At 62.0% G+C, this 20,558-nt stretch carries 12 protein-coding genes; 3 read left to right on the forward strand and 9 right to left on the reverse strand.

Annotated features, from left to right (window positions below; all coding sequences use genetic code 11):
* Positions 1–516: 516 nt before the first annotated feature.
* Positions 517–1,707, reverse strand: coding sequence for an IS110 family transposase (locus tag HZ994_11230; GenBank protein QTN32873.1), 1,191 nt, complete (start codon positions 1,705–1,707; stop codon positions 517–519).
* Positions 1,708–1,868: 161 nt separating this feature from the next.
* Here HZ994_11230 and HZ994_11235 point away from each other — a divergent pair, with 161 nt between their 5' ends.
* Complete coding sequence (locus tag HZ994_11235; GenBank protein ID QTN32874.1) at positions 1,869–2,210, forward strand: hypothetical protein; 342 nt, start codon at positions 1,869–1,871, stop codon at positions 2,208–2,210.
* Positions 2,211–2,435: 225 nt separating this feature from the next.
* Complete coding sequence (locus HZ994_11240; GenBank protein QTN32875.1) at positions 2,436–3,632, forward strand: hypothetical protein; 1,197 nt, start codon at positions 2,436–2,438, stop codon at positions 3,630–3,632.
* Between the two features lie 260 nt (positions 3,633–3,892).
* Here HZ994_11240 and HZ994_11245 read toward each other — a convergent pair whose 3' ends face one another.
* The 8 genes from HZ994_11245 to gyrB all read right to left on the reverse strand — a co-directional run bounded on the left by HZ994_11245 (position 3,893) and on the right by gyrB (position 19,273).
* The gene (locus HZ994_11245; protein QTN32876.1) at positions 3,893–6,121 is read right to left on the reverse strand and encodes a ComEC/Rec2 family competence protein; all 2,229 of its coding nucleotides are present in this window, start codon (positions 6,119–6,121) and stop codon (positions 3,893–3,895) included.
* Positions 6,122–6,136: 15 nt separating this feature from the next.
* Positions 6,137–6,406: a tetratricopeptide repeat protein gene (locus HZ994_11250; protein ID QTN32877.1), complete on the reverse strand. Its 270-nt coding sequence runs from the start codon at positions 6,404–6,406 to the stop codon at positions 6,137–6,139.
* Positions 6,363–6,824 (reverse strand): hypothetical protein, encoded by a 462-nt coding sequence (locus HZ994_11255; GenBank protein ID QTN32878.1) that lies wholly within the window; start codon positions 6,822–6,824, stop codon positions 6,363–6,365. The genes HZ994_11250 and HZ994_11255 overlap by 44 nt, the downstream gene beginning before the upstream one ends.
* A gap of 42 nt (positions 6,825–6,866) precedes the next feature.
* Complete coding sequence (locus tag HZ994_11260; protein QTN32879.1) at positions 6,867–7,643, reverse strand: hypothetical protein; 777 nt, start codon at positions 7,641–7,643, stop codon at positions 6,867–6,869.
* A 148-nt stretch (positions 7,644–7,791) separates the two neighbouring features.
* Positions 7,792–10,419 carry a DNA gyrase subunit A gene (gene gyrA, locus HZ994_11265; GenBank protein QTN32880.1) on the reverse strand — a complete coding sequence of 876 codons (2,628 nt, stop codon included), beginning with the start codon at positions 10,417–10,419 and terminating at the stop codon, positions 7,792–7,794.
* Positions 10,420–10,576: 157 nt separating this feature from the next.
* Positions 10,577–11,671 (reverse strand): hypothetical protein, encoded by a 1,095-nt coding sequence (locus HZ994_11270; protein QTN32881.1) that lies wholly within the window; start codon positions 11,669–11,671, stop codon positions 10,577–10,579.
* A 212-nt stretch (positions 11,672–11,883) separates the two neighbouring features.
* Positions 11,884–16,089 carry a cadherin-like beta sandwich domain-containing protein gene (locus HZ994_11275; GenBank protein ID QTN32882.1) on the reverse strand — a complete coding sequence of 1,402 codons (4,206 nt, stop codon included), beginning with the start codon at positions 16,087–16,089 and terminating at the stop codon, positions 11,884–11,886.
* 637 nt (positions 16,090–16,726) lie between these two features.
* On the reverse strand, positions 16,727–19,273 hold the full coding sequence (gyrB, locus tag HZ994_11280; protein ID QTN32883.1) for a DNA topoisomerase (ATP-hydrolyzing) subunit B: 2,547 nt from the start codon (positions 19,271–19,273) through the stop codon (positions 16,727–16,729).
* An 844-nt stretch (positions 19,274–20,117) separates the two neighbouring features.
* On the opposite strand from gyrB, the gene HZ994_11285 reads away from it, so the two are divergent.
* Positions 20,118–20,423 (forward strand): hypothetical protein, encoded by a 306-nt coding sequence (locus tag HZ994_11285; protein ID QTN32884.1) that lies wholly within the window; start codon positions 20,118–20,120, stop codon positions 20,421–20,423.
* The last annotated feature ends 135 nt before the right edge of the window (positions 20,424–20,558 follow it).

A 20,558-nucleotide genomic window follows, 5' to 3' on the forward strand; every position in this document is an offset into this window, starting at 1 on the left:
TTCATTTCGAGCCTCCATTCTGTACTCCTGCCTCGCCCTCGGATGGCGGTGCCTCCACTATGACGTTGCTATGGCTGCCTGTTTGTCAATGGGCAAAAGTTTCTCTATGTCATCGATGGTATCTGATGAGGTTTCTTCCGGTTTCTCTGTGCTGTAGGCCGGGATGGGAATGGCGTTGTTTGATCCAGTTGTGATCAGCAGGTTCGCCTAGTGCTTGGTATGCTGCTATTCGTGGGCTGCCCCTTTCGGAGCCTTTCCAACAGTTTCTTTATTCACGTTTGTGGCCCTTGTTTCAGTCTCTGCACGGGTGCTCGTCCGGCAATGCCGGACTAACCCAGAACGTCTATCGAGGATTGGGCCGGCTGGCGCTTCCCATCCCGGTCTGCAACGCAGATGACCGGGCTATGTCTCTTTCTTTTGTGGTTTCTTATGTCCCTGGTAACGGAAACTTTCATTTTTCAAATCCCCCCCAAGGGACGCCGGGGGATTTGAAAAAGGGAAGGTGGAGTGGTGCGGTTATCGGTCCTTGCGGCGGGCGGGCATGGCGGAGGGTTTGGACGTTTTCCTGATTGGTGTCTTGGATTCGATCCTGGTGCCAAGCTCCCAGATGAAGGCGCAGAGCTCGCGGGCGACGGAGACCTTGATCTTGTTGTGGTGCAGCCTGCGCTTGGCCAGCGACATGAAGCGGGTGCTGAGCCGCAGCTGGGTGCTCCATGAAAGCTCGAGGATCCAGCGGGCTTGTCCGGTCTGTCGGCGCGATAGCTGCTCGCTCACCTTGGGAGGGTAGCGGTAGTGGGTGGCCTGTTCGATGAGGAGCCAGCGGGCGTGGGGGTTGCCGCATTTGGTGATGCCTCCCTGCCTCTGTTTGCCCCCGCTGGAGTTTTCCGAGGGCACGAGCCCGAGGAAGGCCATGAGCTTCTTGGGGTGTTCGAAACGGCTGAACGTGCCGATCTCCGAGACGGTGACCATGGCGGCGACGAGCTTGAAGCCCTTGAAGGCCATGAGTGCGTCGACGAGGGGTTTGCGCTGCCAGCCGCCGAGGAGGTTGAGCATTTCCGCCTCGATCCTCTCGACGCGCTTCTCATGGAAGTCGATGAGGGTGAGGTTGTCCTCGAGGACGATGTGGTGGGCGCTGTCGGGCATCCTGAGGCCGCGCAGGTAGTTCATGTGCGCCTGGCTCCAGTGGGTCTTGCCGTCGTATTTGTAGCCGAGGCGGCGGAGCAGGGCGAGGAGCCTGGCCCTGGCGCGGCGGAGGTCATCGACGGCATCGGTGCGGCCGCGGCAAAGGTCGCGGACGGCCTCGTCGACGCTGTCGGGGATGTTGACCGGGACGAGGTCGTTGGAGCGGAGGTTTTTGGCGAGCTTCATGGCGTCGCGCTTGTCGGTCTTGACCCGGTCGCCGGACTTGGTGGGGATGAGGGAAGGGGCGATGACCTCGCAGCGGACGCCCATCTGCAAAAGCCGCCGGGCGATCCAGAACCCGCATCCGCTCGCCTCGTAGCAGACGTGGAGGTCGGAGAGTTTGCGCCCGTTGCTTTTGGCGATCCGGCGTATGGCGCGTTCGAGTGCGTGCTGGGTGGTGCCGATCTCGCCGTAGGGGCGTGGCTCGGCATCGCGCTCCGCTTCGAGGATGGCGATGGATGTTTTTTCTTTATGGACGTCGAGTCCGATGTAGAGTGCGCGTGGCGTGTCCGGGTTCGTTTTCATTTGTTTGTTCATATGAATGTTGGATAGGTCCCGTTCACTCGGGATAGCCCACGGATTGAACCGGACACGCCACCTTTCAAACCAATAAAGAATGGATCTGAAATGCTGCGCCGTGCTCAACGGGCAGCCATAGGGTCTCTGCAAATACAATCCAATTTCCCATGAAGACTATAGCATTACTAGCGACCGTTCTGATTTCCTTAGTTTCTTGCGCCTCTCACAACGAGAACATGCAAACTTACCGTTATCGAGTGCCGCCCACCTACGGATCTGAGCGGATCAAAGACCAAGCAGGGGATCTGGTGGGATTGAGGAAGGTTTCTATTCAAGGTCTAATGGAATCCAATGGCGTCGAGTTTGCGGAAGGATCATCTGTAATTTACGATCCAAGCGAACCTGCCGTGACTGTAACCAACACACCGAACCAGATAAAGGCCGTTGATGCATATATGGAGGCGACGTTTGACCGTCCGGTCGACAAGCGGAGAATGAACCGGAACTGAATCAATCTCATCTCACAGCACCCACTTGCTTCGACGTGCTAGGTAGCAAACACAATGCAGAACAAGACGTCGCACGACAATCCGCTACCCGCCATGAGTCAAAATTTTACCGATAGCTACAACCCTAACCCCGAGTCGAAGCCTCGCTCCCGGTAGCGGATGTGTGGACTTTGACGTTCTGCCAATAAATGAATTGACCAATCTAATCGCACCAACCCTGCGTCGATGAAGTTTCTTTCCTGGTTATCGCTCTTGATTTTCGCCTGCGGGTTTCTCTTTGCCTGGCTTGTCAAGCCCGCCCAAAATGTTCCGGCTCCTCCGGAATCCGCCGCAATTCAGAATTCCGCTCGGCCACGGGCGGTGACCGCGCCCCTGCGACGTGACGCCGTGGCGAAGAGGCAGGCCGAGGCCCGGCTAGACCGCCATCGTGCCAGCGGCAAGGACTGGATTTCCGAAGGGACTGAGGATTACCCGGAGCTCGTGGCAGCCCTACAGCGCGAGGCCGGGTTCGGCGGACTTGATGCCGAGTCAGAGCGTCTGCTGAAGAAGATCGTGGTGAGTTGGTACGACTCCGAGCCGGAGGCGGCCCTCGACTGGGCGCTCAACCTCGGCAACTTGGCGGATGAGGGCGTCATGATGAGCGCGATCGTCAACCACTGCGCGGAAAGCGATTGGCGGGCGGCGGTCGCATTTGCGGAACGGTATGGGGCAGCCGACGGACGCGAGATCGACATGCCCCGGATCATGCTTGAGAAGGTGATGCAGACGCTGAGTCCGGAAGAGTTCGTGCGCATCGACCGGATGTTTACCGGGGCCTCGGCGGGAAATGATTCGCGCGTCAAGGTCGGAGACGATTTCCGGTTTGCCGAAACCCTGGACTTGTATGGGAATGACGAGAAACCCCAAGCAGTCCTCGAAGAGTGGGCACAAAGGGACTTCGGCGCCGTCTGGGAGTGGGCGAGTGACCGTGATGAGCCGCAGTTCAAGAATGAGAGCTCACTCCGGGCGTTGGCTGGCATTTGGGCCGCGCAAGCTGATGATGGCCAGATCGCCGGCTTCGCCGCTTATCTTATGGGTGACGCCGGCCCTGCCGATGCGCCGGACCGGAACCTCGAGATCGCCTGGCACCTGCTCAGGGAGCGGCCGGTGTCCGAGGTGCTGCCATCCGTTCTTGAGATCGCTCCCGGGAATCGGCAGGACCAGCTCAACCGACTCTTGAGAATCGGGGCTACGGATTTGAAGTTCGGCAAGGAGAACGATCTGGTCAGGCAGAAGTTGCTCGGGCAGATGTCCCCAGTGGAACTGATTGCTGCGTTCAAAAGCAACCGCGACGCCAAGTGGCTGGGCGGGACCTATTACAAGGAGCCTCTCGCTCTCCTCGGATATTCGCCTGAGCAGATCGAACGGATGCTTCCAGAATAGAATCCCGACAGGGTTACGCTTGGCAGCTTTCGTGGCGCCCAGGCTCCTTGATTGGGCCAACCAAGGCTTGGCATCAAGAGTGAAGCGTACCGTTAGATGATTCGCGGAAAACCTCCTCCGGTGTCCTGTAGTCATGCCTTTTGCGCGGCCGCCGGTTGAGGGTGGCCGCACTGAGGCCTTTCCCCTTGGGAAGATACTGCCGGATACCTGCCGTCACGCGAACCCACAACCCGGGGACGCGCTTACTCCGCTACGACAGCCTAACGCTTGCGTATCAAGGTTTCCGAGCCGTCGAGGAACCCTTCCAGCAAGATCCCGCCATCCTGCCGGATGGTGACGGTGATGCCTCCCGTTTCCGTTTGGCCGATAACGCGTATCCCCGCCTTGCTCCATGCGCTTTTCTGGAAAGCCCGGTGCCTGTCCATCGCGCAGCCCGCCGGTCTCGGAACGATGATGGCCTGTGGCTTCACTGCGGCGATAAACGGCTTGGTCAGGCTCAGGTCGCTCTCATGCAGTCCGGCGACGATCACATCCGCCTGCAGATCCGCCCCGGAATCCAACAGCCATTCCTCGGTGCGCCGCCCCGCATCCCCGGTGAAGAGGAATTTCCTATCCCTCCAGTGCAGGCGGAACACGAGCCCCCTGTCATCCGCCAGGGACCCTTCCAGCCCGTCCCCCGGCGAGACCAGCACCTCCGCCCACGCCCCGCCGCCGAAGTCCAGCAAATCGCCGCGCCCCGGCACGCGGAAACCGATCCCGCCAAAGCCCGCCCATTTGTCGGCCACCGAACCCCGCGCCGGGGTCATCCCGCTGGCAACCTGACGCAGCGGGAACATCTCAAGCATCAGTCCCGGCGCAACCACATGTCCGGCGTCGGTGTGGGTGAGGATCGCGGAATCCGGCTCCATCCCCAGCCCCATCAGCGAGGGGCCGACTTCGCGCTCCAGGGAAAATTTCCCGCCCGCATCGATCAGCACGGCATTGCCCGCTGCGGAGGCGAAACACGCCGCCGAAGCACCGTACCCCAGATCATGGATCACCAGCGTATCGACATCGGCGGAGCGGATGGACGCCGATGCGCCCGGCAGCCCTGCGAAAAATCGCGCCGTCCCCGCGCACACCTGCGCAACCCTTGCATTTCCCCGGTTGAGGAAAACCGAACCCTTCTCCCAGAACGGATGCACCATCGAGGAGACCAGCGCGATACCGAGCAGCGCGTAAACCGTAGGCACCAAGGCAACCGTCGCGATCACGGAAACGGGAGTGAAGAGGCCGAAGTGGAAGGCGGAAAGCGGGGTCGAGCCGACCGAGGCTGCCGTGGAAACGGCGAGCGCCTCCGCGAGTTTCCTCCGGAAGCCCAGCCACTTCCTCGCCAAGAAACCCAGCTCGCTCGCCGGGAGAAGTTCCTCCTCCTCCGCGATCCATGCAAAGCAGCGCCGTGCCGCCGCGGTGCCGATCCCGATCGCCGCCACCACCCCATAGGAAAGCTGCACCCCCGGCATCCGAATCATTCGCGGATCGAAGAACAGCGAGACCAGCAGCACCACACCGAGCGCATTGAGCAGATCCGTCCTCCGGCGTAGCGCAAAGGCCCCGAGGAACACGGCGCCCATCCAAGCCGCCCTCACCGCGGCCGGGCCGTTGCCCGTCAGCCATGCGTATCCGAACATCGCGAGGATGATCGCGGGGATCGCAGCACGCCTCGGTGCGCCCGCCCATTTCAGCGCGAACCAGACCATGCTGCCCAGCATCATCACATGCATCCCGCTGACCGTGAAAACATGCAGCGTCCCGCTCTCGCGGAAGTCCCGCACCAGCCCGAGCGAGTCCTTCGAGCGCTCGCCGAGCACCACCGCGCAAATCACCTTCGCAGGCAATCCGTCCTCCTCGAGTCCCGCCACGATTCCCTTGCGGAACGATCTTTTGAACATTGCCGCACGCGCACTTACCGGCCCGAGCCATTGGCGGCTGCGCATCGCGTCCGCACGGAAAACGGCGCAAACGCCCTCATCCCGCAGCCGTCGGCTGCTGTCCGGCACGCCCGGATTCCTCTCCGCTTCCAAGGGGGCGAACACACCCACGGCGGAAAGCTCCGTTCCGGCGGGAGGAGCTTCGCCGCTGCCCGACCAGCGGATTTTCCTGCCATGAAAATCCCCGCCCCGCAGCCTTGCGGTGCCGCTCCACCCGCGCTCCCCAGCCACCGCATCCTCTGTGAGGCGCGCCTCCGCATGGGCGTATCCGAGCCCGCCGAGCGCGACCTCATCCGCCGAGCGCCGGGCATCCCTCCAAAGCAGTTGCGCGAAAAAGAAGGCTGCCAGGAGCATGGCGCCCAAGGCCGTTTTCCAATCTGCCACCGGCCACAACAGCACGGCCAGCAGCACGCAGCCCGCCCATCCGAGCCACGGGCTCACCGTGCCCAGCCAGAGCATTGCAACCACCCCAGCGGCCAGCAGGAACAGCGGCCGCCTCACCCACAAGCGCGTGAGCACCCGGGACATCGGCGGCTAGGCCATGCCCCACTCGTGGAGCTTCGTGCGCGCATTCGCCGAGTGGCGTGTCTCGGGAAACTGCTCCATCACCTGCTCCATGATCGCCACCGCCGACTCGCGGTCGCCCGCATCTTCGTCGTAAAGCTCCGCCAGCCGGAACATCAGGAATGCCGCGTCCTTCTCCTCCCATTCCTGCCCCTCGATCGCCTCGCGCAGGGTGGTGATCGCCGCAGCGGGATCCTCAAGGTGCACTTTCTGGATTTTCGCGATCTCCACGTAGGGCATCCGGTTGAGCGGATCCTGCACCGCCGCCTCCCGGAATGATTCGATGGCGCTCTCCCACTCCCCTGCGCGCCATGAACACCCGCGCATCGTGGAAGGCGTCCTGCTCGACCATCTCCCCGCTGTCATAGACCGCATGGGTAAGCTTTTGGGCCAAGGCCGGAAGCAGCTGCGTCACGAACACGATCCCGATCAGCCCCGCACTCAGGAAAGCCAGCAGGATCCCGTTGAACGTCCGCTGCCCCTCGATCTCGCCCATCCTCGTCCTTAGGGCGGGCACCTGCTCCTCCTCATCCCCAGCCTCATACAGCTCGTCGATCTGCTTGGCCAAGGATCTCTGCTCATCGCCCGCCTTGTAAAACATGAACCAGCTCACTGCAACCAGGAGCACCAGCACTGCGATGGCGATGTATTTGACCATGTGTGACTATCCAAACTGACAGCCTTCCGGGAAAGCAAAATCTCAATCCGCCAGATGATCCTCGCAGTATTCCCTGCCATCCGCAGACATGCGGAAATCGAGATCCGGATCGGAAATCTCCGTCCTGTCACATTTCGCGCAGCGGTGGAACGCCTCATCATCGCCGCCTGCGGCCTTGGTGAATTTCCCTTTCCTGCCGGCTGCCTTCAGCACCCGGGCCTGGCCGCGCAGTGCGGGGATGCCAGCCCATAGGATGTAGTTGGCAAAAGCCAGCAGCAGATATCCGAGATACAGTGGCTGGCCCAGCGCACCGACAACCAGAAGCCCCCCCCACAGTGCCGCGAGCCACCGCACCTGCACCGGGATGATCAGGAACATGAGGAACTCGTGCCTCGGGAAAAGCGTGGCGAAGGCGAAAAAGGCGGAGGAATAGACGAAGAACCCGCTGCCGGGCATGGGGTTCGCGTAGATGAAATTCGCCGCAAGAAGCCCCGCGAATGCGGTGAAGTGGAACATGCTCGTCCGGAAAACGCCCCACGCCCCTTCCAGCGCATCGCTCATCATGAAGGCGATCATCACCATGAAAAACAGGAACAGCATGGCAAATGCGCCCTGCCCCTTGAAGCCGCTGTCCGCGAAGAGGAAGGTGAAAACCCGCCATAGCTCGCCTTCCATGATCTTCTGCCTGTCAAAGTCCAGAACCTCGCCGATCTGCGGGTTCACAAACTGCAGCAGGAAAACCATGACATGAAAAAGCGCATAGTATCTCAGCAACCCGGGGAACGACATCCACCCGAGCTTCCTCTCCCATTTGTCCATGAATTCCATCCGCGCAAACACTTCCCCATCCGCGCCATCCCTGCAAGCCGCGAACGGGCTCGATTTCAGCGCACCGGAAACCCGGACGATGCAGCAAGCCGTCGCCGGATCGGGGCGCCCGCCGATTCGCGGCTATGCTGCGCGAGGCTTAGTCCGTCGCTTGAGTCGGTGATCCGGGCTCCTCCGCCGACTCGGAACCGCGCTCCGTTTCCGGGTCGCTTTCCTCGCTCTCCGCGTCCTCCCCGTCGGGGATGACCAGGGAGATGTCCTGGAGTTTCTCGCCGGATTTCAGGGTGAGGAGTTTCACGCCCTGGGCGTTGCGGCCGGTGGTGCGGACTTCGCTGACGCGGATGCGGATCGACTGGCCGGTGGAGGTCATGAGCATGAGCTCGTGCTCATCCTCGACGGCGAGTGCGCCGACGAGCGGGCCGGTTTTCTCGGTGACCTTCATGGTGATGATGCCTTTGCCGCCGCGCGATTGCTTGCGGTATTCCTCGAAGGCGGTGCGCTTGCCGAGGCCGTTTTCGGAGGCGACGAGAAGGGTGTGGTTCTCCTCCACGAGAGCCAGGCCGACGACGTAATCGCCCTCCACCGGGCGTATGCCCATGACGCCCATCGAGGAGCGGCCGAGCGGGCGGGTGTCCTGCTCGGAGAAGCGGAGGCTGATGCCCTCGTGGGTGACGAGGATGATGTCGTCGTTGCCGGAGGTGAGGCGGACGCCGATGAGTTCGTTCTGCTCCTCAAGGATGATCGCGATGATGCCGGCCTTGCGGTAGTTGCGGAAGTCGTTGAGAGCCGTCTTCTTGACCTTTCCGCTGCGGGTGGCGAAGAACACGAAGCCCGCGTCCTCGCGGAAGGTGATGTCGTTGCCGTCCTCGTCCACGGTGCGCTCGAGGCGGAGCATTGCGGCGATCTTTTCCTCCGGCTGGAGGTCGAGGACGTTCTTGATGCTGCGGCCGACGGAGGTGCGGGAGCCCTCGGGGAGCTCGAACACGCGCTCCACGTAGAGGCGACCGGTGTTGGTGAAGAACAGCAGGTAATCGTGGGTCTGGACGGAGAAGAGGTGCTCGACGAAATCGTCCTCGACGTCCTTTGCGGTGGCCTTCGTTTCCATGCCCTTGAGGCCTTTGCCGCCGCGGCCCTGGAGGCGGTATTCGGTGGCGGGGGTGCGCTTGATGTAACCGCGGTGCGAGAGGGTGACGATCATCGCGTCGTTGGCGATAAGATCCTCCATCGCGACCTCGCCGACTTCCGCGACGATGGGGCACTTACGGGGAGTGGCGTACTTCGCCTTGATCGCCTGGAGCTCGTCCTTGATGATGTTGAGGACGCGCTCCTCGCGGGCGAGGATGTCGAGGTAGTCCTTGATTTCCTCGAGGATGCCGTCGTATTCGGCCTTCACCTTGTCGCGCTCAAGGCCGGTGAGCTGGTAGAGGCGGAGTTCGAGGATGGCGTTCACCTGGCGTTCGGAGAACACGTATTTCTCGCCCTGCACCGCAGGCTGCGAGCGGAGCAGGATGCCGAGCCCTTGGGCGGTGGCGGTGGAGAACTCGTAGGCGGCAAGGCGGGTGCGTGCTTCGTCGCGGTTCTTGGAGTCGCGGATGATCTTGATGAAATCGTCGAGGTGGCCGAGCGCGAGGAGGTAGGCCTCGAGGAGTTCGGCGCGCTCCTCGGCTTTTCCGAGCAGGTAGCGGGTGCGGCGGATGACGACATCGCGGCGGTGCTCGATGTAGCAGTCGATGGCTTCCTTGAGGGAAAGCTGTTTCGGGCGCTTCTCGTGGATCGCGAGCATGTTGACGCTGAACGAGGTTTCGAGAGCGGTGAGCTTGAAGAGCTGGTTGACGACGACCTGCGGGCGGGCGTCGCGCTTGAGCTCGATCTCGATGCGGGTCTCCTCGTCGGAAAGGTCGCGCATGCCGGAGATGCCGGTGAGTGTTTTCTCGTTCACCAGCTCCGCGATGCGGGTCTGGAGGACGGCGCGGTTCACCCCGTAGGGAACCTCGCGGATGATGATCATCGACTTGCCGTTCTCATTCTCCTCGATCTCGACTTTTCCGCGGAGGCGCATGGAGCCTTTTCCGGTGCGGAAATAATCCTCGATGCCGCGGATGCCGCGCACCTCGCAGGCCACCGGGAAATCCGGCCCCTTGATGTGCTGCATCAGGCCGGGGAGGTCGATGTGGGGATCGTTGATCATCGCACAGATGCCGTCGATGACCTCGCCGAGGTTGTGCGGGGCCAGGTTCGTGGCCATGCCGACGGCGATGCCGGTGCCGCCGTTCACGAGGAAGTTCGGGAACGCGGAAGGCATGACGGAGGGCTCCTGGAGGGTGCCGTCGTAGTTGGGGACGAAATCGACCGTGTCCTTGTCGAGGTCGTCCATCATCGCCATGCCGAGCGGGTGGAGGCGCGCCTCGGTGTAACGCATGGAAGCGGCGGCATCACCTTCGACCGATCCGAAGTTCCCCTGGCCATCGACGATGAGCTCGCGCATGGACCATGGCTGACCCATGTTGACGAGGGTGGAGTAGATGGAGGAGTCGCCGTGCGGGTGGTAGTTACCCATTGTCTCACCGACGATCTTGGCGCACTTCACGTGTGATTTCGAAGGTGTCACGCCGAGCTGGCGCATGGCGTAGAGGACGCGGCGCTGGGAGGGTTTCAGGCCATCGCGCACGTCCGGGAGGGCGCGTGAGATGATGACGGACATCGAATACTCGAGGAACGACTGCGAGAGTTCGTCGGCGACGTTGATGGGCTTGATGGAATCGGACATGGGGACACCTGATGAGAACGAATGGCGGGAGCCATCGAAGGGCGGGATTTTGTTCCGAATGAACCCCCGCCGCAAGCCCTTAGAGGCGATTATGCCCCTTCATTTCGCGGCGTTTCGCCCCCGAATCGCCCCTATCGCCCAAGCCCGGCGAATTTCCTCACTCCTCAGCCACCCGGAGGCGGAAAAACTGCTTGGTCCGGCTGGTGAAAGCGGCGTTCGAACGGAGGGTCACCCGCTCGGTGCCATCGCCCAGATCCTCGGTGCCGATGACGGTCGAGCCGAGGTCGTTTGCAAATCCGAGATCGTCGGAGACCTGAAGCTGGATTGCGGCGCCGGTGAGATCTTTCACCCGGATGTAGCTCACAACGGGGAAGCCATCGTCATCGCCTTGCCCCTCGACCACCCTGGAGGGCAGCCTTTCGCCCGCGGATTCCAGCGGTGGAATGCCGAGCGCGTATTTGATGATGTTTGCCACGCCGTCGCCGGCGGGTGTGGCGTTCGGGCCGCGCTGGGCTTCCGGCAAGGCGGCGAGAGGCGGCCATGCGGTGAAGCCTCCGCCGCCCACGGGGGTGAAGGAGCTGGAATGGATCGTGCCGCGGATGAAATTGGTGCCACCCACCGCGCCACCGGTGAAGCGGAGGACGAAATGGAAATTCGCATTGCTTGATTTTGAAAGATCGAAGCTCGCCGCGCTGACAAACGGGACATCCACCGCCGGGAAGCCGGCGCCGGAACCCTTGATCATATCCGGGGGGAAGGTCTCATCGACGAAGTTGAACTCGATGGAGCTGAGATTATACCCCTGTGCCTGGGGGGCGGAAACCACCGCCGCGGTGCCGTTGGTGAAACTCATGGAAAGCTGGTCGTAGCCGCCGCTCGTGTCCTCCGCGTTGCGAACGCCCAGGGCGCCATGGGAGCCCGAGGATGTGAAGTCCGTGACGTAATTGGAAAAGCTGACCCTCCCGTTGGAGAAAAAATCGCGGTAACTCCCGTTGCTTGTGAAGAAATCGATCCTTTCGCCGAAGAAAAACGTGGGGTTGTCGCTCAGATCCATGCTGACGGTGAACTGCTGTCCGACGCTGAACGTCCCGGCGAGCAGCGGGTTGACGTAGTTGAGCGTTCCTGTCATCTGCCATTTGGTGGCGCCGCCTGCGGAAGGAGCCATGGCTGCCAGGGCAAGCGCCGGGAAGCAAATGGCATTCAGGCAGGATTTGTATTGGAGCGGCTGCGTGAGCGGTGAGGCGGAGATCATGGCATGGCAAGGTCTTGGGGTCGTCATTTGGAAAAAACCAAGTAATTCCGGATCGCGGGAAATCCAGCGGAAAAAGGATTTTCTGGATCGGTTTTCGCCCACCTTCCAGCGGAACAGCTGCTTTTCCTTGTTTGAGAAGCTTGCATTCGGGCGGGCGATGGTGCGCTCGGTGCCATCACCGAGGCCTTCGGTGGCCTTGGGAAATGCACCCGCTACATCCTGCTGACCTTGACGCGGGAAAAGAAGGAACCGGAGGCGGGTGCGGGCAGTGTGATGGAGACCGGCCGCAGGCCTTGCGGGGTTGTTGGCCCGAGGGTGAGGCGGGGGTCGGATGGATTGTTGAGGTCGATTTCCTCCCAGGCTCTCAGATCTGTGGAAAACTGGAAGCTGAGGACGCTTTCCGTGAGCGCGTCTTCGCGGCGGTGGAAGGAAAAGGTGAGTTGGCTGCCGTTGCGGACGGCGGAGGGTAGGATGTCGGCGGAGTTCGTGGACGGGTCGCCGCCAAGGGCGGATTCGATGATGTTTCCGATGCCGTCCGCATCGGAGTCGGCGAGTGGCGAAGGATCCGTGAGCGGCGGGAAACGGTTGAGCCAGAGGTCGTATTCGCTGGCATCCGGAATGGATGCGGCGGCGGCGATGGCGGCGGTGTGGCCACCGCTGGTGTCGAAGGCCACGATGCTTCGGTCGGCGGGGATGCCGGTGGTTTCGAAAACGGTTGGTGCTGTGTCGTTGGAAAATTTCACGCGGCTGCCGTCGGTGCAGGTGAGGAGGGTGATGCCGGATTTCACGAGGACAGCGGCGATGGATTTTCCGCTGAGTGCACCGGTGGAGGGGATGAGGACGGGCTCGGGGCGGTTGATTTTCGTGCCATCGCCGATCTGGCCGAAGAAATTGTATCCCCAGCCGGCGAGTGTGCCATCCGAGCAGAGGGCGTAGGCGACTCCGCCACCGGCAGCGATTTGGACGATGGATTTCCCGGCGAGGACTCCGGAGGTAACAACCGGAGTGGGGAGGGTGGTGTTGGTGGTGCCGCCGTTGCCGAGTTCGCCGCTGGTGTTGGAACCCCAACTGGCAAGGGTGCCATCGGAGCAGAGGGCGAAGCTGCGGGAGAAGTCGGTGGCGATCTGGACGACGGTTTTTCCACGGAGCAGCCCCGAGGTATCGACGAGAACGGGGAGTGTGCTGCTGGTGTTGGTGGTGCCGTTGCCGAGTTGGCCGGAGGAGTTCGCCCCCCAGGCGGCGAGGGTGCCGTCCTGGCAGAGGGCGAGGACATGGCTGGAGCTCGCGCTGAAAGAGGTGATGGATTTCCCGGCAAGGACGCCGCTGGTGGAGATGGGGACGGCAAGGCTGCTGGAGCTGGTGCCGCCGTTGCCGAACTGGCCGTTGGAATTGTTGCCCCAGGCCGCGAGGGTGCCGCCGAGGCTGAGGGCGAGCGTGTAGCTGCCGCCGCTGGCCGTGGCGATCGTGGTGCCTGAGAGGGCTGGCTGGGGCAGGACGGCGACGGGGAAATTGCGGCCGATGTTGTTCCCGGTGCCGAGCTGAAAGAGCGAGTTCTGCCCCCATGCGGCGAGTGTGCCATCGGCGGTGTGGGCGACGGTGTGGGCACCTCCGATGGTGGCCTTGATGACGGATTTCCCCGCCAGGATGCCGGTGGTAATGACAGGGGTGGCGGTGGCGGTATCGGTGTTGTTCCCGATGCCGAGCTGGCCCCAGCTGTTGGTGCCCCAGGTGTAGAGCTGCCTGTCGGCGGGGTGGAGGACGAGGTCGTTGCCATCGCCGCCGGCATAGTCCGCGATGAATGCGTGGGCGGTTCCCCCGTGTTTCAAGGTGATGGGCTGGCCTTGGGCTATGTTTTCAAAACGTCCGGCCGTGCGAGAAATGCCGGTGAGGCTGAGCACGGTGAGAGAGGTGCCGGCGGGCGGGGAGAACCCGAGTGACAGCCGGGCGCTGAGGCCGGTGGCGTCGAAGAGGGGGAACTCTGCGGCGGTCTGGTTTGCGGATGTGAAGGTGAAATCGATCTCGGTGGGACGCACGACCCGGATTTCGTAATCGGTGGCGTACCCGCCCGGGCTGGTGGTGCGGAGGGTGATGATATTCAGGCCGGGGGAGAGCGGGATGGGCGGCGGGGTTTCGCCATGGGCGATGGGAGCGCCTTGGACGGTGAGGGCGCCTTCCGGCAGGCTGCCCGGGGCAAGTGAGATGGCAGTGGTGCCGAAGGGGACTGCGATGGCGTAAGCGGTGCGCGCCGGGTGAAATCCGGGGGAGAGGATGAAGGGTGCGGCATCAAGCGCGGTGAGTTGCGAGGCCGGGGGAACGGCGCGGAAAGCGATCAGGGTGGTGGTGCGGATGGTGATGCCGTCCTGAGCGGTGACGCGGATGAAGATCCTGTTTTCGCCGAAGGCCAAGGGAATGGGCGGGGTGGTGGCGCCTGAGGTGAGGGCGCTCCCGTTCACGGTGACGGTCGCGTTTGGCTCGGTGGTGGTTGCGGAGAGTGTGAGCGAGGTGGTTTGTTCCGGGAGTTCGGCCCTGTATGCGCCGGCGTTCTGGCTGAAGCCCGGGCTGAGGGCGCCGGTGCTGATTGTCAGTGCGGAGAGTCTGGTATCGGTGGAGGGCTGGGCGCGCGTGACGAAAAAGGTATATGTGCCGACCGTGATCCCATCCGCGGCGGTGACGGCGATGCTCAGTGAATTTCCGCCGAAGGCGAGCGGTAAAGGCGGGCTGGTGGCTCCGGCGGCGACGATGTTGCCATTGATGCGGACGGTGGCGGACGGGTTTGAGGCGCGGGGCGTGAAGGAGATCGAGGAAGTGGTGGTGGGGGCGGTGATCGAGTAATCCCTGTGCCCGGATGTGAATGGGCTGAACCATGTCCCTTCGCTTGCTGTGAGGGTGACGAGCGAGGCGTCATCGGCGAGTAGGGAGACGTTTTCGGCAGCGATCGCGAGGCTGTGTCGCGCCCCGGCGGCGATGGCGACAGGTGTTTTTCCCGACAGCGTGCCCAATGCTGAGATGGCGATGGGCGAGTTGCGATCCGAGCTGCTGTTGTTTCCGACCTGGCCCTGAATGTTTGATCCCCAGGCGGTGAGTGTGCCGTCGGTGCAAAGGGCGAGGCTGTGGGATCTCCCTGCTGCCAAACGGGAGACGCTTTTTCCGGAAAGGGCTCCGCTTGTGGTGACGGAAACGGGGAAATCGGAAGAGGCGAAGGTGGAATTGCCGAGCTGGCCGTCGGAATTATTCCCCCATGCAAAAGCGGATAGCTGGCTTGTGTTGGCGAGGGTGTGCACGCCGCCGCAGATGGCTGCGTTCGCTCCGGAGAGGGTGGTAAGCAGGCCGGGGCTGCTGGATGAGCCGCCGAATGAGCCGTTGCCAAGCTGGCCCGATGTGTCCGAGCCCCAGACGGCGATGCGCCCGTCCGTGGTGACCGCAAGGCTGTGGGATGCCCCTGCCGAGATCGACCTGATCAGGCGGCCACTGAAGCCGGCTGCTTGGACGGTCACGGGAACGGAGCTGCCGTTCGAGGTGGTGCCGATACCGAGCTGGCCGTCCCAGTTCATACCCCAGGCAACGAGAGTGCCGTCCGAGCAAAGCGCGAGGCTGTGGGAGTCACCGGCGGCTATGGCGACCACGGATTTTCCGGCGAGTGCGCCGTTTGTGACAACGGCTGTCGGGTTGGACTGGGACTGTTGAGAACCGATTCCGAGCTGGCCGTTGTTGTTGTCACCCCAGGCGGCGACGGTGCCATCCGAGAGGAGAGCGAGGCTATGGAAAGCGCCTGCGGCAACGGCGACCACGGTTTTACTACCGATGGCACCGATCGTGGAAACCGCGACCGGAACGGAGCTGTTGATGTATGAGCGATTGCCGAGCTGGCCGGCGTTGTTCAGCCCCCATGCGACGAGGGTGCCATCCGAGCAGAGAGCAAGGCTATGCCCCTCTCCCGCCGACACGGCTACGGGGATTTTTCCCGCGAGGACACCGGAGGCCTGAACCGCGGCCGGGATCGCGCTGATCGTCGTGATTCCCCTTCCCAACTGTCCGCTGTCGTTTCCTCCCCAGGCGTGGGGGCTGCGGAATGCCCACTGGAGGACGACATCATTGCCATCGCCGCCATAGAAATCGGCGATGAAATGATAGACCGTGGTGCCGTAACGCAGGTGGACGCGCTGCCCGTGGGCGAGGTTCGTGAACCGCCCCGATATGAAACGGATCCCGGTGAGATTGACGAGGGTCAGGCTGGTGCCGCGTGCGGGGGCGAAACCAAGGGAGAAGTCCACGGCGTTTCCCGTTGCCGTGTAAGAGCTGGCAGTGAGCGGAACGGTGGACGCCGAGGTGAAATCGGCCGTGATCGTGGCGGCAGAAAGAGACTGGGCGAGTGCGATCCCGGAGAGTAGGACTCCGCAGAATGGAGATCGGAAAGGCATGATGTGATCAAGCGCGGTGGAGGGCGTTGGCGGAGACGAAGAGGTTGCGGACGCGGAAGGCTGCGGGCGACTCCTGGAGGAGGATGGCCTTCATATTCTGCGATTTCGCGGCGAAATATGGGACGGACATTTTACGGCAGGTTGCTTTGACCCATCGCGGAGCTTCCAAATTGTGGACTTGGCTGAGATAGGCGGCGGTGGATGCGACGAAGGCATCGGCGTAGCCTTGGTCTCAAGGGACCGCGAGATGAGAGCTGGATCAGGGTTCGATTTGAAACGACCAAGAAAATTACGGATCGCATGAATGAAATCCGTGGAACTCTCGACATGTGGGAGGCTTTCTCTGAGTGTCTCGTGAATGCGGCTCATGAGGTGGGATCTGAATTGATTTCAGCAACGAATTCTTCGGTGTAATGCCTGACGCGGGGAGCTGGCAGGCTATCTTAGTAACAACGGGCCACCAGCTCGCAAGCTTCCGAAGCATCAGTGATTCCAGTTGGCTTCAGAAGTGTGATGAAGTCGGAAGGGTTCATGGAAATACTTGGCGCGGCGGATGAAATTTGCCTTTGGCTTTCCGGGAGGCGGCTTGCCGATGATTTTCTGCCGCTACAGCAACCCCTCTGGATTGCCGCCACGTTTACACATCCAGGTTGCGGACATTGAGGGCGTTGTCCTCGATGAAGCGTTTGCGGGGCTCGACGACATCACCCATGAGGACGTCGAACATCTTGTCGGCCTCGACGGCGTTGTCCTCGTCGAGGCGGACGCGGAGGAACTGGCGGGTTTCCGGATCCATGGTGGTGGCGAAAAGCTGTTTGGCGTTCATCTCGCCAAGTCCCTTGAAGCGCTTGATCTGGACGCCCTTGGCGGAGATCTCAAGGACCTTGCCGAGGATTTCGGAGACGACGAAAATCGGTGTCGAGGTCTTCTTTTCACCATCGCCTTCAAGGATTTCGAAGATGGGGGTGTCCATGGAGTGGAAGACCTTCGTATCGATTCCGAGTTCGTTCAGGCGTGAGAAGATCTTCGCGATCGCGTGGGACTCGTGGAGCTCGTGGAGGACGGCACGGCGGGAGGGGCCGGTGACGGCGGCGAGTTCCTCGTCGGTGAGCCGCTCGTCGAAGAGGCCGAGATCCCGGTTTTCCGAAGCGTAGGCGGAGAGCGCCGCCTGGTTGGTGAAGTAGAGGACGGATTCCTGGTTGCCCTCGCGGATGCGGACCATGTATTCCGGCAGGTGACCGTCGGCGCTGCGGTTGGCGAGGTATTCCTGGAAGTTGCCGCCGTTGCCCTCGATGGCTTTGGTGAAACGGGAGAGAGAGGAGAGGTTTTCCAGGATGCCCTTGAGTTCCTCGGCGGAAAATTCCCGTGACCTGTCGAAGCTGCGGAGTGTGACTTCGCCGGCACCTAGGTCGATGAGGATCTTGTTGAGCTCATCGTTGTCCTGGACGTATTCCGAGCGCTTTTTCCGCGTGACCAGATAGAGCGGCGGCTGGGCGATGTAGAGGTAGCCCTTTTTCACGAGCTCCGGCATGTGGCGGCAGAAGAAGGTGAGCAGCAGGGTGCGGATGTGGGAGCCGTCCACGTCGGCATCGGTCATGATGACGATCTTGTGGTAGCGAACCTTCTCGATGTTGAAGGCACCGTCCTGATCGCCCTCGCCGATTCCCGCGCCGATGGCGGTGATCATGGATTGGATTTCCTTGTTCTGGAGGGCGCGGTGGAGGCGGGCTTTCTCGACGTTGATCACCTTTCCGCGCAGCGGGAGGATGGCCTGTGTCCGCCGGTCGCGGCCTTGTTTGGCGGAACCACCGGCGGAGTCTCCTTCGACAATGTAGAGCTCGGACTTCGCGGGATCGCGCTCGGAGCAATCGGCGAGCTTGCCGGGCAGGCCGCCGCCGGAGAGGGCGGATTTCCGGACGGTTTCCCGGGCTTTGCGGGCGGCCTCGCGGGCGCGGGCGGCGTTGACGGATTTCTCGATGATCTTGCGGGCGAGGGAGGGGTTTTCCTCAAAATAGGTATTGAGCCCTTCGTACACGATGGAGGAGACGACGCCCTCGATCTCGGAGTTGACCAGCTTGCCTTTCGTCTGGGAGGAGAAGCGCGGGCTGGGCATTTTCACGGAAATGACGCAGACGAGGCCCTCGCGGACGTCATCGCCGGAAAGGGCGGGATCCTTGTCCTTCAGGATCTTGTTTGCCTTCGCGTAGGTGTTGATCGCGCGGGTGAGGGCGGTGCGGAAGCCGGTGAGGTGGGTGCCGCCGTCGGCGTTGGGGATGCTGTTGGCGAAGCAGAGGATCTGATCCTGGTAGGAATCGTTGTATTGGAACACGACATCCGCGAAAACGTCCTCCTTGGTCTGCTTGCCGTCGTAGTCGATGTCGATCTCGCGCTTGCCGCTGATGACGACCGGCGATTCGTGGACGACATTCTTGTTTTCGCAGAGCTGCGTCACGAATTCGGTGATGCCGTCCTTGTAGAAGAACGAGGTCTTTTTCGCGGACTCCGGGCGCTCGTCCTCGAGCTCGATGGTGAGCCCCGGGTTGAGGAACGCGAGCTCGCGCAGGCGGGTGGCGAGGCGGTCGAACTGGAAGACGATGGTGTCGACGAAGATCGTGGCGTCCGGGAAGAAGGTGATTGCGGTGCCGGTTTTCTTGGGATCGGCATCGCCGACGACATGGAGCGGCTCGGTGGTCTTGCCGCGCTCGAAGGCGATGCGGTGAACCTGCCCGCCACGGGTGATGTCCGCGCGGAACCAGTCGGAAAGGGCGTTGACGCACTTCGCGCCGACCCCGTGGAGGCCGCCGGAGTACTTGTAGGCGCCCTGGCCGAATTTTCCACCGGCGTGGAGGTTGGTCAGCACCAGCTCGACGGCGGGGATGCCGAATTTCTGGTGCATGTCCACGGGGATGCCCCGCCCGTTGTCGGAGACGGAGATGGAACCATCGACATGGATCGCGACCTTGATCTTCGAGCAATAGCCGGCGAGGTGCTCGTCGATGGAGTTGTCCAAAACCTCAAACACGCAGTGGTGGAGTCCGCGCTCGTCGGGATCCCCGATGTACATGCCGGGGCGCTTGCGGACGGCTTCAAGGCCTTCGAGTTTGTCGATCTGTCCGGCGTTGTATTCCTGCTCCGCCCCGACCTTGGTCTGGGCCTTCTCCGGCTCGTTTTTTTCCTCTGACATAGGGCAGGCAAAGGGTCTGAAATCCCCGGTGGGGAAACAAGGACTTAATGCGGAAATCGGGGTAAGGCTCCCTCCCCCGGAAAAGCATCCGGATCCAGCGGGTTGCGGCCCTAGGAGGCCATCCAGTGCCGGAGAAAGAGGGCCACCGAGAGGATCACCGCCAATACGCCCAGTGAAACGGCAAGCACGCGGAGCGTTCCCATGAGTTCCCTGCGCTCCGTGTAAGCATGATCCAGGTAACCATCGGCCCGGATTCGTCCCCTGCCGCCTAACACATTGTCATTTTGGCGTTTGTGCGAAGCCCCGGGGCGGTGAACACCGGCCTCGGGCGCCTGCGCAGGTGATTCCGGGATGAGGAACCGCGACGCATCGATCCAGGCCCCGCATTTCGGGCAGGGCCCGCTGGCAGCGGAGGCGCCTGCGGGCAGGATCAAGGGCACCGAACATCCTGTGCAGACGAATCGCAGGGACGGGGTTCCGGCGGCCGCTTGCATGGCGGGAGGGGTCACTCCGTCATCCTTGCAGGAACACCTGTCTCTTTCAAGCATCAAATCGACGCCGCAGGCCCGTCTCCTGATGGCAAAGCCCGCAGGTAAACATGCCGATCGGCAAATAATGGCTGCAAGCCGGGGTGTGCACCCGGAATCCTCCCTGCGCAGCGCCAGAGCAAGCCGTCTGCACCGTGAAACGTAAGGGTCTTCCTCGGGCGCTGCGGACTAGGGAGGATTCCTGGAACCCTTTCACCTCAAGCTTTGGGGCGTTTCAACGATCGGATCAGGATCCAAGCCAAAACGGGCGTTTTCTCCCGTATGACCCCTTCCCTCCCCATTTCGCCACCGGCTGTATGCATAGCTTCGAGTCGCTCTTCCGTACGGCTGAAAATCGATCGGCGATTATCCGTATGGATGATCGCCTTGGTTTCGTGGATTCCGTTCAAACACGCTTCGCAGAAGCGATCGGGATTGTTTCACAGCGATCGCCACCCGGAACCTCGGAAGACCCGACCAATCCCAAAATTAACTCCCTTCCATCTGATCGAATAGCTCCTCCCCTATCGGAAGCCAAGGGGCAGGACCGCCATGATCCGAGCCTCGTCAATAATCAGCAAGGATCTTCGGGACAAAGGCGTCATCTGGAAATGGGAGAATGACGTCATGCCTCACCCTTTTTGCAGCTATCTGCGGGTGTTTTCATGAGTGGCTCATCCTCTCCCCTCCGGAACGGCATGAAAGGTGGGGTACACACCCCATTGTCTGGGTTCACCACCTTTTGTCAGGATCGAAAG

Source organism: Akkermansiaceae bacterium (assembly GCA_017798145.1).
Taxonomy (GTDB): domain Bacteria; phylum Verrucomicrobiota; class Verrucomicrobiia; order Verrucomicrobiales; family Akkermansiaceae; genus Luteolibacter.

What these genes read in the sequence shown, in the direction of transcription:
- gyrB (QTN32883.1), bottom strand. Translation starts at nt 19,273, where the DNA reads ATGTCAGAGGAAAAAAACGAGCCGGAGAAGGCCCAGACCAAGGTCGGG.
- HZ994_11285 (QTN32884.1), top strand. Translation starts at nt 20,118, where the DNA reads ATGCATAGCTTCGAGTCGCTCTTCCGTACGGCTGAAAATCGATCGGCG.
- HZ994_11260 (QTN32879.1), bottom strand. Translation starts at nt 7,643, where the DNA reads ATGGACAAATGGGAGAGGAAGCTCGGGTGGATGTCGTTCCCCGGGTTG.
- HZ994_11275 (QTN32882.1), bottom strand. Translation starts at nt 16,089, where the DNA reads ATGCCTTTCCGATCTCCATTCTGCGGAGTCCTACTCTCCGGGATCGCA.
- HZ994_11255 (QTN32878.1), bottom strand. Translation starts at nt 6,824, where the DNA reads ATGGTCAAATACATCGCCATCGCAGTGCTGGTGCTCCTGGTTGCAGTG.
- HZ994_11250 (QTN32877.1), bottom strand. Translation starts at nt 6,406, where the DNA reads ATGCCCTACGTGGAGATCGCGAAAATCCAGAAAGTGCACCTTGAGGAT.
- HZ994_11230 (QTN32873.1), bottom strand. Translation starts at nt 1,707, where the DNA reads ATGAAAACGAACCCGGACACGCCACGCGCACTCTACATCGGACTCGAC.
- HZ994_11235 (QTN32874.1), top strand. Translation starts at nt 1,869, where the DNA reads ATGAAGACTATAGCATTACTAGCGACCGTTCTGATTTCCTTAGTTTCT.
- HZ994_11240 (QTN32875.1), top strand. Translation starts at nt 2,436, where the DNA reads ATGAAGTTTCTTTCCTGGTTATCGCTCTTGATTTTCGCCTGCGGGTTT.
- HZ994_11270 (QTN32881.1), bottom strand. Translation starts at nt 11,671, where the DNA reads ATGATCTCCGCCTCACCGCTCACGCAGCCGCTCCAATACAAATCCTGC.
- gyrA (QTN32880.1), bottom strand. Translation starts at nt 10,419, where the DNA reads ATGTCCGATTCCATCAAGCCCATCAACGTCGCCGACGAACTCTCGCAG.